Raw genomic sequence first — 13,926 nt, 5'->3', positions numbered from 1 at the left:
ACCGTAAACTGCGCTGGGAGTACGATGCCAATGGCCCGATATCAGATCTGATTCAGTCAATCTCTATTCTGGAGCGCCGCTACCAGTACAACAAAGCCGGTCAGATCGCCCAAATTGAGGACAGCCTGCGCGGCACCCGCAACTACCACTACGACGCCCTCGATCGCCTCACCCAGGTAGACGGCCCCAACCCTGAATACTTTGTGCACGACCCTGCACACAATATTCTTGCTGCCGCCAACTCGAAAGACGAAGCTAAGCAACAGGCCAGCGCCACCCAGGTTAAAGGCAACCGTTTAGCCTTCCGTGGTGATACCCACTACCGCTACGATATCCACGGCAACCGCATCGCAGAGTTGCGCGGTAAAGGGCAAAAACTGCAAACCCGCTACCACTACAACAGCCGCCAACAGCTGGTTCGTGTAGAAAAGCTCAAGGTAGAAAACGGCACAGAACAGTTCCAGCAGGTCATCCGCTACCAATACGACCCCTTGGGCCGCCGTATTGGTAAAGCGAATGAAAGCGAACAAACCGATTTTCTCTGGGATGGCGACGTACTCCTGCGGGAAAACAAAACCGATATCCAGACCCAGCAGGATCTCAATACCTGTACCTACTACTTTGAGCCGGGCACGTTCAAACCTGTTGGGTTAAAAGAAGATAATCAGGTTTATCACTACCATCTGGATCACCTGGGGACTCCAGATACCCTCACTAATCAGGATGGTGAAGTGGTATGGAGTGTTGCCTACAAGAGTTATGGCAATATAGCCCTGGCTCATGAAAATCAGATAGAGCAACCGATCCGCTTCCAGGGACAGTACTTCGATGAAGAGACTGGCCTGCATTACAATCGGTTTAGGTACTACGATCCGCAGGTTGGAGAGTTTACTCAGCAGGACCCGATAGGGTTACTGGGGGGACGAATAATTATCGGTATGTATTGAACCCTGTTGCATAGATTGACCCTTATGGATTAACTAGTAAGGGATGTCCACCAGTAAAGCTTCTTCCTGCTCCAAATGATCCTGGTGCATTATTAAACTCTGATGGGGTTTCAGTTATCGTTGATGAGGCTTCATATTTAGAATATTTCGTTCAAAAAGATCCTGCAGGGAACCCATTGTTTGATAAAAATGGTAATTATCTGATAAATAAAGTAGCAGCATTACCGCCCGGTAAGTATGTGACCTTCACTGAAGATATTAATGGGATGAATATAGTTGAGGCCAGAAAAGCTACAGGAACATATTCTGTGCCAGGCCGAGAAGATTATCGAGCATATGAGGGGACAAATTATCGGATTGACATTGATTTTTCCAATAACAAGGATATGTTGCAGGTTCCTGGTAAAGACCCCTCATATTTGAATGATATTGGTGGTCCTAGAGCTGTCGGAGGTGCGCGACAACGCACAACAAAAGACTGGGTGACTGTAGGGGATAAGGTACAAGGGGTTACACGACTTGATCCACCAGTAAGGCCAACTCCGGAGTAGTTATGAATAATATTGCTAGAAACCTCAAGGATCTTTTGGAAGGGAATTACAAGTATGCTAAAAATACAAAGCTTGAGGAGTTTAAGGGGTACGATGATTTTAGAGAGAGATTTGTAATTGTCTCAAGTACAGAGGATGTCCTAGAGGCATTTTATGAGGTCTATAAGATTATTGATGATAGATTCTTACCCGGTTTTTTCTGGCTGGCTTCTTCATATAATGTTCACTTATACAAGATTTTGCCGAGAGTGCTTTTAGATGGGATGTCAGAAGGGAAAAAAAAGAGGTATTTAGAGAGTTGTCTTAATAATTTTGATGTATGGCCTAAAAGTACATTTGCATTATATACTGATAATGAAAGAGCGAAAATTTTAAGCTATGCAAATATTTTTGGGATAGTTCTTAGCGATCAAGCTTTGAAAGTATTGACTTAGTGAGTTTTTGCTAAAAATATAAGGCTGCAACCCCAAAGAGTTGGTGAGAATAGTTGTGTGATTATTTGACTGGGTAGGAGCTTCTGTTGAGGCGTATTACTTTTTTAAAGTTTAAAAATGGCAGTCCGAATAATGCTATTTTAGAGATGCGTCCTGAATGTAATATTTGCCAAACTTTCCCAAAAGAAAGAAAGTTTTCAAGTGGAAAAGAGTTTGATGTCTATTTTCATCAAGTTTCAGATTTAAAGTTGGCCGGAAAGATTCTTTCTATTAAAGGGCCGAGCTGGCTTAATCATGATTCGAGCCACATTGGGGCAGCAGCTTTCTTTAAGTGTTCTGGCTGCGGTTCTGTGTGGGATTTCGCGGCTCCTGAAAAGGAATTTGGTGGTTTTTGGGTCAGGATCGTTTAGGGTGTTTCTGTAAGTTCTCAAAAACCACTGTTTCTGAAAAAATGGTTGATAGCGTTGGTAAGTCTCCTGAAAAACTTATAAAAATAACGCTATCAATTATGGCTATCGAAAAGCTCATAACTGTCGAAGGTTGAAAGAAAAGCGCTAAGTCCCGCTACCATTTCAACATTCGTCTGCAGCTGGTGTATGTGGAAAAGTTGAAGGTGGAAGAGGGTTTAGAGCAGCTTCAAAAAGAGATTCACAACCAATATGACCCTATTGGGAAAGCCTCCAGCAATGATTAAACTGGCTTTCTTTGGGGTGGTGATTATCCTGCAGGAAACCAAAATAAATCTTCAAACTCAATAGGTTCTCAGTAGTCGTACCTGCTACTTCGATCAAGGACTGTCAAACCAGTTGTACTGAAAGAAGATAAGCTGGTTTATCACTATCACCTAGACCACCTCGAAACCCCAGGTATCCCCCCCACTAATCATGATGGTGAAGTAGTATGGAGTGTTGCCTACAAGAGCTATGGCAATATAGCCCTGGCTCATTAAAATTAAATAGAGAAACCGATTCGCTTCCAGGGTCAGTATCTCGATTAAGAGACCGGGCTGCATTACAGCCAGTTCAGGCACTATGAGCCACAGGCTGGGGGTTACCCAGCAGAATCGGATTGTGTTGTTGGGAGGGGAATAATTACCAGTATACGCAGAATCCGGTTGGGTAGGTTGATCCGTTTGGGTTGAGTCGCAAAGGAAATTCCTGGAATGTATTTCAGATTAATACATAATGAGCCTGCAAATAAATGATTATTTCTGATGCTGTAGGTAACGCGAAAAAAATGAAAATTGTATTTAAAGAACCTTATGCATATTTGCTAGTTCAAGATGATAATAATTGGTATCTAACAGTTTTTACTGGAGGGCCGTTTGAGATTGATATATGTGTGAAGTTTACGGAAGAAGAAGTTAATAGGGTGTCTAGCAGTCAAGTAGAAGCCGCTAAGTTAGCACAGAAATTTCAGCAAAATAGAGATTTATATAAAGGGAGAAGGGTTGTTCCATCTGTTGTTCCTGGTCGATAGGTTTGAAATGGTTCATGATTGATTAGAAAAATTAATGCCAAGTCGCTTTTGGAGTTGGTGGAGGAGGAGCTAAATACTTATGGCTGTGAATTTTGCCATAAAGAGGATTTGAGGTCGTGGGTAAATATAAGTCCTGAAATAAACGAAAATATAGAGCTAGTAGCTGAATTTTATGACTCCAATGAATCAATTAAGAAGAATGGCTATAATGAATATCATCCTGGGGGTACCAGCTACTGGAGTGCAGATGCACCCATAGCTGTGAATTATTATCCCTACCATGAGAGTCGCATTAATATATGTAAAAAATGTAATGCCGTCTTTTTGACTTATACTGAATATGCTGGGCATGGTCCTCAGCATAGGATTAGATATGTTAATAAAGATCTGGTGGTTGAGTAAATCTTTCTTTCTAATGATATGGAGCCTCTGAATAACTCCGTAATGCCTCTGCGGATCATGAAAGCTGTGGGTATTAAGCGCACTCACCGCGAATGTCAACCTTTGTGAGATGCAATGAGGGCGCTCAAGACTTTGTGTCAGCCATATCAGCTATGGGCTGACGTATTAATCCAAACGATCTGGAAAGTGGGTTACCAGCGGTGACAGTGTTGAATTTCAATTTTGAATTGGGTGTATCCAGCGCTCTGAGACTTTTAGTAAAACGGCGAAAAAAAGCTTCAGTAAGCTATTTTCATTGGTAAAGCTACTCTTGGTCTTGGCCAACTTGCGAAGCTGTCTGCGTAGAGTCGCCAACTCATTAGTGGTGTATATCGGAGTTTGGAGATATTCTAGGTATTTAAAGTAGGCCGATTAAATTAGCCATTTAATATGCTGCGACTTAATCACCATCGGATATTTTTCTCCCCACTACGCTTCAGTCTCATCTGAAACGCTCTCGGTGGCATTGATGAATTTATTTGAAATCGCTCTAAATAATAAAGAAACAGATAATTTTTTTAGAGGAGAGGGTGTCTACTTTGTTCCAAGTCCTGATTACGAAGGGCATGTACATGGAGCAAACATAAGTGGTCATGTGCATACTTTTTTAAAAGCATCTTCAGATAATGGCAAAAAGTTTGACGATTCTTTTATAAATTTTATAAAAGACCTGTCTCTCACGGAAGCAGATCTATCTAACTTTCTTGCAAATTTTTCATCATATGTGGCCCAGAAAAGTTCACATAAATTACCTGGGTCCAATTTGTTTTTAGAAATGGATTCTTTGGAGTCTACTCTTGTAAAAAATTACTTGTTAAAGTTTAAGAGTGCAGGTGCCTTGAATGAGTATAGGGATAAATTAAACACGCATGCTAGTTTTGCTTGCCGCAAAGGAAATGAGATTTTAAAAAAAATTCTCGAAGAGCTTGGAATGATTGGGGGTAGAGTAAAATATTGACCTTTCTTTAACCTTTAATCAGCCTTCTAAATACCGGCTACGAGTACGATGCAAAGGATCGTATCCATGCGGTAATCACCCCAGATGGTGCCCGCACCCAATACAGTTACAACCCCCAGGGATTACTGGCCGAAGTTACCGACTCCGAAGGTCGCAGTACCAGCTACGCCTACGACGGCCTCAGTCAGGTTAAGACCCGCACTAATCCGGACGGCAGCCGCCTGGAATACCACTATGACGGTGAGCGCAACTTAGTCGGCCTCACCAATGAAAACGGAGAGCGCTACCAGCTCAAATACGATCTCAATGAGCGCCTGACTGAAGAAGTCGGCTTCGACGGCCGCGTGACCCGCTATGCCTACAATCGCGCTGGCCACTTAATCTGATACTGGTAAGGGTATCGACACCATCTTCGAGCGCAGACGGCATTACCAACTTCCGCTACAACCGCAGCGGTCAGCTCATCGAGGCGGAAAATGCCCACCGTAAATTGCGCTGGGAGTACGACGCCAATGGGCGTGTTGTGGCCGACTGGCAGGGCAAAGACAAACTGAGTCACCAATACGATGCTGTCGGTAATCGTATTGCCACAACATTACCCGATGGTGAAGTTCTGAACTTCGCTTTCAATCCCGCTGGCCAATTCCAAAGCCTGCACCGCCGCCCTGTCGGTGGTGACGCCGCTCAACTGATCACCAGCATCAGCCACGATGAACAGGGCAGGGAAAGCCAGCGCCAGCACGGTAATGGGCTGGAAAGCCAGAGAGATTACGATCCTCAGGGTCGCTTGCAAAAACTGCGCCTGGGCAAGGCAAACGGTCCGGTATCAGATCCGACTCAGCAAAATTCCATCCTGGAGCGCAGCTACCAGTACAACAAAGCTGGCCAGATCGCGCAAATTGAGGATAGCCTGCGCGGCACCCGGAGCTACCATTACGACGCCCTCGACCGCCTTACCCAGGTAGACGGCCCCAACCCCAAATACTTTGTGCATGACCCTGCACACAATATTCTGGCCGCCGCCAACTCGAAAGACGAAGCCAAGCAGCAAGCCAGTGCCACCCAGGTCAAAGGCAACCGTTTAGCCTTCCGTGGTGATACCCACTACCGCTACGATATCCACGGCAACCGCATCGCCGAGCTACGCGGCAAAGGTCAAAAACTGCTAACCCGCTATCACTACAACAACCGCCAACAGCTGGTGCGTGTAGAAAAGCTCAAAGTAGAGAGGGGCGCAGAACAGTTCCAGCAGGTGATCCACTACCAATACGACCCCCTGGGGCGCCGTATTGGTAAAGCGAGTGAAAGCGAGCAAACCGATTTTCTCTGGGATGGCGACGTACTCCAGCGGGAAAATAAAGTCGATACCCAGACCCAGCAGGATCTCAATACCCGTACCTACTACTTTGAACCGGGTACATTTAAACCTGTTGGATTAAAAGAAAACAAACAAGATAAAGAGCAGGTTTATCACTACCATCTGGATCACCTGGGAACTCCAGATACCCTCACCAATCTGGATGGTGAAGTGGTATGGAGTGCTGCCTACAAGAGTTATGGCAATATTGCTCTGGCCCATGAAAATCAGATAGAGCAGCCGATTCGTTTCCAGGGGCAGTACTTTGATGAAGAGACTGGCCTGCACTACAACCGGTTTAGGTATTACGATCCGCAGGTTGGGGAGTTTACTCAGCAGGACCCGATAGGACTTTTAGGTGGAGTTAATAATTATCGGTATGCACCTAATCCGGTTGGGTGGATTGACCCGTTGGGCTTGGTTTGTAAAGAGCGTTTTGATCGGTATAAAGAATTAAGGCAACAAGGTTTTTCCGCTAGAGGGGCGGCACAGTTTTCAAAGTCTAATTCACTGAGAATGGGTGATGAGCTAACCAGTAATGATCAAGCCTTGATAGAGGGTGCGGTTGCGTGGCAAGGTCCAGATAATAAAGGATATCCCCACAAAGATACTTATGCTGGTGTTATGACCCTTAAAAAAGGAGATGTTGTTCATGGTTTATCTCCAGATCGTAGAGAGTACTATACGACAAGTAATACTGTTGAGCGGTTCGGAGACTCCTCACAGTCTATGAATGAAGCACTGCAGGTCTGGCCGAGTGACTATGGCCAGCCTGAAGGTGTTTATCGTTATCGGCCAGCGTTGGCTACCTATAAAGTTACTCAAGATACAGATGTTCCTGTAGGCATAGTCAAAGCTAATGATCAGTGGGGTGACGGCGGAGGCACTCAGCTATATATGAAGGATCACTGGGATGTTTTAGAGGAGGTCGAAGTTAAAGATTTGCCAAATAATGTCCCAAATGATTCTATTCATGATTACAGAGCTGGAATGGATAAGAAAAAATGAAGCAAAAAATCAAGGAAAAACCCTATAAAACGGCGACAAAATTTGATGTTTGCACGCACCTTCAGCCTATTGTGAAGGTGCTAGAAGATAATGGTAATGCTGCCGATAGATTAACAGGAATTATTTGTGATAAAGGGGATGGTAATATTCTTCTGGTCGAGAATGAAATCGACTTTAAGCTTATAGAGAACCATTTTGAATTGCCCGATTTTATTGTGATGAATGAACAAAAAAGTAGGATAGTATGCTCCAAATGTTGGTGCTCCCTTGAGAAAAAAGTAACCGGAAGGAAGTTTAATACAAGCCAGAAAATCTTTTATTAGTATTTATGGGGCTCCTCAAAATGATCCCTCAACCCTGTAGAGGGGACCTGAAGGGCGCAAATGGCTTTAAATACTTTGTTTTTAAATAATTAATAGTTGGGGTCAGAGTAAATTGTTGATATTTAATTGATTTTTAATCAGGTTTCAGATTGCTGTCTACGAATACGGTGCTCAGGATCGTATCCAGGCGGTAATCGCCGCAGGTGATGCTTACCCCCAGTACAGCCCCAATTCCCTGGGGAGTTTTGGCCGCCGATGGCCGCAGTCCCTGTTACGCTTACGATGGCCTTACCTAGGTAGACGGCCCCAACCCGGTATATTTTGTGCGTGACCCCGCAGACAAATCCTCTCTGCCGCTAACTTAAAAGACGAAGTTAATCAGCAAGCCTGTGCCAATCAGGCCAAAGGCAAAAACTGCAAACCCGCTACCATTACAACAGCCGCCAGCAGCTGGTGCGTGTAGAAGGATAAAACAATAGGGTTTGATAAAGTAGATATTTTGCCGGAGAAGTAAAAATGTCAGAAGCATACTATGTGATTGCAGAAGTAGATCAAAGGGCCTTAAAAAGTGGGAATGACAGCAAGTGGCCTAAAGTATTAGCTTATTCCAATTCAGCAAAAAAATTATTCCTTTCCGAAGGGTGCGGGCATGGGCTTATGGGGGGGAAGATTTCGCTAATAAAATTTAATGCCTCAGATTGGCATGATTTTTTTAAGGATACCAATTCTACTTGGTTTCAAAAATTAATAGCAGATGGCACGCTTTTTTCAATAAATGAAGAGTCTGATTTTCTTGATCTGTTGGCAAAAAATAATTGCAGTGTAAAAATTGTTTGTTATTAAGGTGGATTATAGATTTTTCATTTTTTGGTCTCTGCGGCGGATGGAATATGATATACATATTTACTGAGCAGTCATTTCAGTTGATGGGTGAACAAATTAGAAAATAGGGCGAGAGTAAAATGATGACGTTTAACTAACCTTTTGGCAGGTTTCAAATACCGGTTACGAGAACGATGCCTAGGACCCTGTCCGTGCGATAATAATCCCAGATTTCATCGTGCCCAATACAGATGCAGCCCCCAGGTATTACTGTTGCAACTATCTTACGGTGGCTTAAATTACATTTAAAGATTTTAAGGCGTCGTGGGCTAATGCAGGGCCCAGCGAATACATTAATTTTACTGATGCCCCATACTTAGAAATTGTTGGTATAAAAAATCGGATGCTTTGGAAATTCAAGATCAAAAAATTGTAGAGGGTCGATACGCCTCAACAGTTTTGTCTTGGGATGAGGGAGGGCGACAAGTTGTTCTTAAATTTCCAACAATTGCTCGAGCTATTTATTCGGCGATATCTAAAAAGGTATACGTAAGTGAGTATATCAGGTCGCTAATCCATGTTTATTCAAAGAGTGGTGAGTTGCTGGATAACTTTAATATTCCAAAAAAAATTGGCTGCCAGTTTAGGGGGTTGAATAAAAACAAAAAATCCAGCACAGGAGTTTCGTTACTTTATTTTCCTGTTTAAGCTGGGGTTGGAAATCAATGGGAGGACATCGAACAATTTGAGCTATTAGATGCTTGCCCATATTTAGGTGGTTTTATTGACATATATCGCTAAAGAAATAGTTCCTGGTGGTTTTGCCGTACACTGTGTAATATTTTTTTTGCTAAATAGAATAAATGGGGGCAGAGTAAATTATTGTCGTTTACTTAACCTTTAACCAGGCTTCTGACCACTGGCTACGAATACGATGCCCAGGATCGCATCCATGCGGTAAACACGCCAGATGGCGTGCGCACCCAATACAGCTACAACTATCAATAAGGTCGCTGAGTGAAAACTTAAGAGGTCTTAACTCAAGATGTTGTGTAAATTATTAAAAATAAGAGTAGGTCGTGTAGTATATTTAGAGCACACAACCTTACTATTGTTGATCTCCCCCAGGCAAATGAATGCAGCTAAGAATCTTTACTACATGTTTTACTCTTGGTTAGAGTTAACTGTATGCTTTGAACATGGCAATGAAAAATTTGCTGGGCTTGTATGTGCAAGATGGATCATTTTGTTCTGCTCTCTAAATTTGAAGCGAACTCAAACTTCATTCTAGCTAGTGCTTCATTTGCATGTTCATTGGCCGCATCTTCGTTACCAATTTCCTCCTCTCTAAGGCCTAAGTTGTAGTAAGGCCAAGTAAAGTCTGGATCAATATTGATTGCTTCCTTGTAATAATGAATGGACTTTTCTTCATGGCCTATCATAGATAACGCAACACCGGTATGATTAAAGAGAAAAGCTTTTCTAATTTTGGGGCAGTTTTGATCGATCTTGTCATGTATAGTTCAAGTCCGTCTGCATCCTCATTTTTTTACAGCAATCATGCCGTATGCAAGGTTTGCTCTCCAGCTATCGATGCCCTTTACTAAATATTTTGCTTTCGAAGGGCTTAACAGATAAACAATGTAGAGCGCCTGTAAAGACCTTACTTCTTCATTTTTAGGATTTATAGCGATAGCCTTTAAAATCCAATTGTATCCTTTAAGTAGCTTCATTTTACGGAAGGAGAGGCCTCCCTGATAGGTATCCTGGAAATACGCTTCTGCTAGACATATTAGAGCTTTCTCATGCCTTGGATTTTCCATTAGCAGGTAGTTTGAAATTGCTTTGCACTCCTCTTAAAGTCGAGTTTCACCACGGAGTCGATTTAAATTTTCTTCCGCCTTTTCAATTTTTCCCTTCCTTATCGCTTTATTTTCTAGGGTGAAAAATCCTGCTGTTCTTGCTATGGTATTAAGAACTATCATGAGTATTGTTATTTTTTACTGTTGAATCTTTATTATATGCTGAAGTTCATTTGCTTTATCCTAGGAATTGATTACACGTTATTTCAAAGCCGCAAGAAAGTTGAGCGGTTAGATTGGTTGGTGTTGACAATTAAGTTGCCATTGATAATCAAGCTATACCATAAAGTCTTGTAGATCTTTGTGGGCAAATCAATTTCTTCTTATATACTTAAGTACACATGGTTAGTGTCGCTCATATACAGGCATCATAAGGAGAGATATGTCTAAAAATGTTGACTTCGGTTGCAGAGGTCTAACAAATATTCAAGCAAAAATTATTTAAACCCTATATCCCTTTAGAGCCTGAAGGGATTGTTTAGCCTTTTGCTGCTTAATGGTGTTCAGAGCTGGAATTTGTAATGTCTAATCTTAAGTACTAAATTTGTTCTTTGTGTAAGATAAATGGCCGGAAAATATCTGTGCTCGAATTTAAGTGGTCAAGAATAGGGTTGTTTGTTTTTCTATGTTAATTTTTTAGATGGGTCGCTCCAGATATTTCTGTCAAACGTCTTTTTTATTTCTGTAAGGGTGCCAGATCATTACGCGCTATGTGCTTTCATGTGTAACTAATTTGTACGGCTTTATATACTTTCAAGTGTAACTATTTTTCCTGTCTTTAATGTTTTTTTTAATGCGTTATTTTTTGTTGTAGAGTTTGGGTCGAGAATAGTTTACGTCAAGTTGTTGAGCCTTGTGCCGATTTAAAGGAAATAGTGTCATTATCATAGTTTTGCGATTTGGTACTATTGACAGTAATTGGTTTGAGCATAGAAAGTTGACGGGCTGTTTGGGGTACCTAATTTCAATAATAAATTTAAGGTCCAGGTTATGAGTAAGATTGCTCTCTCAGTTTCAATGAAAACTGTATTGTCTCTTTGTCTGTTAACTTCATCTGCTATTGGTCTCGCTGAAAATATTTCAGACATTGAGCGTAGTAATGGCAAAGCAAAATATAAGCACTGTGGTACTCAGCATCCATCTATTCAGGAGGCTGCGCTAAAAGAGCAGCACTTTACTGCTTTGCGGCAGAAATCAGCTGTTGCTGATGGAGGCCACACATTACGACCGAATGGCTCCGTTAGTATTGATGTGTACTTCCATGTAATTACTGATTCCTCCAATAATGGATCCCTTCCCAGCAATGTAATCAATGCACAAATGGATGTGCTGAATAATGCATATGCAAATACCCCCTTTACTTTTAATCTAGTTTCTACTTCGGTAACGGCTAACAATTCTTGGTATAACGTGGGTTATGGTTCCTCCGCAGAGAGTAATATGAAAAACGCTTTGCGCGTTGGTGATGCTGGGGATTTAAATATTTATGTAGCTGAAATTAGTGACGGTTTGTTGGGATGGGCAACTTTTCCAAGCAGCTATGCCTCAGATCCCTTCGATGATGGGGTGGTGATTTTAACTGGATCGGTGCCTGGTGGTGATGCGGCGCCCTACAATGAAGGTGATACTTTGACTCATGAAGTTGGTCATTGGTTGGGTCTTTACCATACTTTCCAAGGGGGATGTGGAGGCAGGGGGGACTATGTTTCAGATACTCCTGCAGAAAGATCCGCCGCCTACGGCTGTCCGATAGGACGGGACTCCTGTACACGGGGAAGAAATGCTGATGGGCTGGACCCGGTGACAAACTTCATGGATTACACCGACGATAGCTGCATGTATGAGTTCACTGAAGGGCAGGCTACACGAGCAGACCAGCAAAGCGCGACTTATCGCGGGCTGTAGGGGGTAATCGGGGGGATTTCCCCCCCCGATATATTTTGTATTATGCGAAACATTCGATTTTTCTTAATTCTTTGTGCTCTGTGTTTACTGAGTATGGGTACGGAAGCTCAGCGGCTTGCTGTACCGGATTACGTTGCTTGTGATAGGAACAAGCTAACCTCTTGGCAAGGGAAGGTGTCTAAATTAAAGCTGGTAAATGGTAGCTTTGAGTTGTGGATGGAGACTGATGATGGTACCAGTGAGTATCTAAAACTCTCTATGCCTGGTTGGAGTGAGCTGCTAGAACAGTTTCGCCTTGCGGGAAACGTATTAAAGCCGGGTGATTGGCAAAAAGTCTCTGCCCCAGAGAGTGGTCTTCGCCCTGGGGTCCGAGCCGTGATTTGGTTGTGTGAAGATAAATCATATCCCCCTGTGATCAATTGGCAACCTCCTTACAATTAGGGCCCTATGCTTGTATTAAATAGGGCTGGGCTCTTTATTTTCAGGTATTTTTCAGGTGCTTCACTGAGGGTTTAGCTCTTAGGTATGCCTTGATCTAGATATCCTGTATCAACCCCAAACCAGAAACTTCCATCTTTGTTATTAAAATACATGTAGCGAATACTGCCGCCGCTCGGCACTGAGGTTTGGCTGATAAATTTCTCGGTTTTGGTATCAAAGGCAAAGATAATATTCGGCGTAGCTCCAGTGTCCGCTATCCAGAGCTGGCCTTTATCGTCCAGTGCAGTGCCGTAAGGTCGGGGATTTTCAGAGGGAATCTTCCACTCCTTGAATTTTTTTGTCCTGGGAATATATCGACCGATATAACCCTCTGGGTAATCCACATACCATATATTGCCAGATTGATCGATTTCCAACCTACGCGGCCGGGCTTTTGAGCGAGGGAGGGAAACTTCTGTTACGGCCATGGTTTTGGGGTCTACCCAGGCAAGTTTGTTGGTGCCAAATAGGGCTACCCAGGGGCGATCCTGTTGGTCTACCTTAATGCCATAGGGGCGTGCATTACTGGTTTGTGGTGTTGCGACCAGTACACGACCATTGGCCACATTCAATAAGCCAATCCGATTACTCTGTTGAGCGGTAAACCAGATGTTCCCTTCCTGGTTAAAGACCAGTGTATGTGGATCATTAACTCCTTCAGGCATAGCATATTGATGAATTTTGCCGTTCTCTGGATTCATCCGGCCAATATGTGCGTTGCGGTTACCGGCGTACCAGATCTGATCTTGGTTATCCACAATCAAGTTGTGTGGGTGAGTCCCTTTGGGTACCTCAATTTGCTTGAATTCTTTATTAGTCGGATTAAATCGACCAATATAGTTGCCTGCCTGTCCACAGAACCAGACTTGTTGTTGGTTATCCACATGCGGGTCCCTTGGTAAACCCTCCCAAGGCACTTTCCATTCCTTTAAGGTGAGGCGATCCGGCAGGACATTGGCCTGGGGAGAGGCATAGGAGACTGTGGATAACGCATAAAGGGTAGAGATGGCAATTTGAAGCAATAAGCTGGAAATCTTAGTGAATATATTCATTTAGCAGCTCCATTGGCTAAGCGCCTCGAAAGGACAAAGATTTGCTACCGTGATTGATATCGAGAGTATGGGTGATAGAGGTTGTTCATAGCTTAGATGATTAATGGTGTTTCATAAGAAAAAAGATATTGGGAGTTATGTAGACGTTTTCCAAAGAATCCTTGGGTGTAGTTTTCACACGCGACCTGCAATATCTTTTAGTATTTTTATACCCGGTATGGTTTTATACTCTATTGCCTGCATATAATGAATGAGCGCATGGCCCCTAAGGCACGTGGTTGAAAGATTCTACTTTTCAATGGCCAGG

17 protein-coding genes and 1 pseudogene are annotated in these 13,926 nt (G+C 43.0%); 13 read left to right on the top strand and 5 right to left on the bottom strand.

The annotated features are described in order from the left end of the window. Positions 1 to 56: 56 nt before the first annotated feature. Positions 57 to 209, bottom strand: a complete 153-nt coding sequence (locus ACJJID_RS12760) for a hypothetical protein (protein WP_444919808.1) — start codon at positions 207 to 209, stop codon at positions 57 to 59. Here ACJJID_RS12760 and ACJJID_RS12755 point away from each other — a divergent pair. From ACJJID_RS12755 to ACJJID_RS12725, 7 genes are all read left to right on the top strand, one after another. Further along, on the top strand, positions 204 to 947 hold the full coding sequence (locus ACJJID_RS12755) for an RHS repeat domain-containing protein (RefSeq protein WP_444919807.1): 744 nt from the start codon (positions 204 to 206) through the stop codon (positions 945 to 947). The genes ACJJID_RS12760 and ACJJID_RS12755 overlap by 6 nt on opposite strands. A gap of 176 nt (positions 948 to 1,123) precedes the next feature. After that, positions 1,124 to 1,498, top strand: a complete 375-nt coding sequence (locus ACJJID_RS12750; RefSeq protein ID WP_444919806.1) for a hypothetical protein — start codon at positions 1,124 to 1,126, stop codon at positions 1,496 to 1,498. A gap of 2 nt (positions 1,499 to 1,500) precedes the next feature. Further along, entirely contained in the window at positions 1,501 to 1,932 is a 432-nt protein-coding gene (locus ACJJID_RS12745; RefSeq protein ID WP_444919805.1) for a hypothetical protein, read from the top strand. 86 nt (positions 1,933 to 2,018) lie between these two features. After that, positions 2,019 to 2,342: a hypothetical protein gene (locus tag ACJJID_RS12740; protein ID WP_444919804.1), complete on the top strand. Its 324-nt coding sequence runs from the start codon at positions 2,019 to 2,021 to the stop codon at positions 2,340 to 2,342. 365 nt (positions 2,343 to 2,707) lie between these two features. Beyond that, positions 2,708 to 2,881 (top strand): RHS domain-containing protein, encoded by a 174-nt coding sequence (locus tag ACJJID_RS12735; protein WP_444922631.1) that lies wholly within the window; start codon positions 2,708 to 2,710, stop codon positions 2,879 to 2,881. A 251-nt stretch (positions 2,882 to 3,132) separates the two neighbouring features. After that, a complete protein-coding gene (locus ACJJID_RS12730; protein WP_444919803.1) occupies positions 3,133 to 3,411 on the top strand; it encodes a hypothetical protein in 279 nt (92 codons plus the stop codon). Between the two features lie 18 nt (positions 3,412 to 3,429). Further along, a complete protein-coding gene (locus ACJJID_RS12725) occupies positions 3,430 to 3,813 on the top strand; it encodes a hypothetical protein (protein ID WP_444919802.1) in 384 nt (127 codons plus the stop codon). Positions 3,814 to 4,029: 216 nt separating this feature from the next. Here the strand turns inward: ACJJID_RS12725 and ACJJID_RS12720 are convergent. Beyond that, positions 4,030 to 4,209: pseudogene (locus tag ACJJID_RS12720) on the bottom strand (transposase); the annotation flags it as partial. 112 nt (positions 4,210 to 4,321) lie between these two features. Between ACJJID_RS12720 and ACJJID_RS12715 the strand changes: the two are divergent. The 4 genes from ACJJID_RS12715 (at position 4,322) to ACJJID_RS12700 (ending at position 8,341) form a co-directional block, all read left to right on the top strand. Continuing rightward, positions 4,322 to 4,810 (top strand): hypothetical protein, encoded by a 489-nt coding sequence (locus ACJJID_RS12715; RefSeq protein ID WP_444919801.1) that lies wholly within the window; start codon positions 4,322 to 4,324, stop codon positions 4,808 to 4,810. Positions 4,811 to 5,300: 490 nt separating this feature from the next. Further along, positions 5,301 to 7,175, top strand: a complete 1,875-nt coding sequence (locus tag ACJJID_RS12710) for an RHS repeat-associated core domain-containing protein (RefSeq protein WP_444919800.1) — start codon at positions 5,301 to 5,303, stop codon at positions 7,173 to 7,175. Then, positions 7,172 to 7,498: a hypothetical protein gene (locus tag ACJJID_RS12705; protein ID WP_444919799.1), complete on the top strand. Its 327-nt coding sequence runs from the start codon at positions 7,172 to 7,174 to the stop codon at positions 7,496 to 7,498. Before ACJJID_RS12710 ends, ACJJID_RS12705 begins: the two co-directional genes overlap by 4 nt. 516 nt (positions 7,499 to 8,014) lie before the next feature. Further along, a complete protein-coding gene (locus ACJJID_RS12700) occupies positions 8,015 to 8,341 on the top strand; it encodes a hypothetical protein (protein ID WP_444919798.1) in 327 nt (108 codons plus the stop codon). 1,220 nt (positions 8,342 to 9,561) lie between these two features. Here the strand turns inward: ACJJID_RS12700 and ACJJID_RS12695 are convergent. Then, positions 9,562 to 9,762: a tetratricopeptide repeat protein gene (locus tag ACJJID_RS12695; RefSeq protein WP_444919797.1), complete on the bottom strand. Its 201-nt coding sequence runs from the start codon at positions 9,760 to 9,762 to the stop codon at positions 9,562 to 9,564. A gap of 99 nt (positions 9,763 to 9,861) precedes the next feature. Next, entirely contained in the window at positions 9,862 to 10,143 is a 282-nt protein-coding gene (locus tag ACJJID_RS12690; RefSeq protein ID WP_444919796.1) for a hypothetical protein, read from the bottom strand. A gap of 1,029 nt (positions 10,144 to 11,172) precedes the next feature. On the opposite strand from ACJJID_RS12690, the gene ACJJID_RS12685 reads away from it, so the two are divergent. Beyond that, the gene (locus ACJJID_RS12685; RefSeq protein ID WP_444919795.1) at positions 11,173 to 12,087 is read left to right on the top strand and encodes a zinc metalloprotease; all 915 of its coding nucleotides are present in this window, start codon (positions 11,173 to 11,175) and stop codon (positions 12,085 to 12,087) included. Positions 12,088 to 12,261: 174 nt separating this feature from the next. Continuing rightward, on the top strand, positions 12,262 to 12,528 hold the full coding sequence (locus ACJJID_RS12680) for a hypothetical protein (RefSeq protein ID WP_444919794.1): 267 nt from the start codon (positions 12,262 to 12,264) through the stop codon (positions 12,526 to 12,528). A gap of 71 nt (positions 12,529 to 12,599) precedes the next feature. Here the strand turns inward: ACJJID_RS12680 and ACJJID_RS12675 are convergent, their stop codons facing one another. Further along, positions 12,600 to 13,619, bottom strand: coding sequence for a Vgb family protein (locus tag ACJJID_RS12675; protein WP_444919793.1), 1,020 nt, complete (start codon positions 13,617 to 13,619; stop codon positions 12,600 to 12,602). Positions 13,620 to 13,926 lie beyond the last annotated feature (307 nt).

It is taken from the genome of Microbulbifer sp. CnH-101-G, assembly GCF_052466775.1.
The sequence above is the reverse complement of the archived record's forward strand: the minus strand, read 5'-3'. Positions and strand labels throughout refer to the sequence as shown.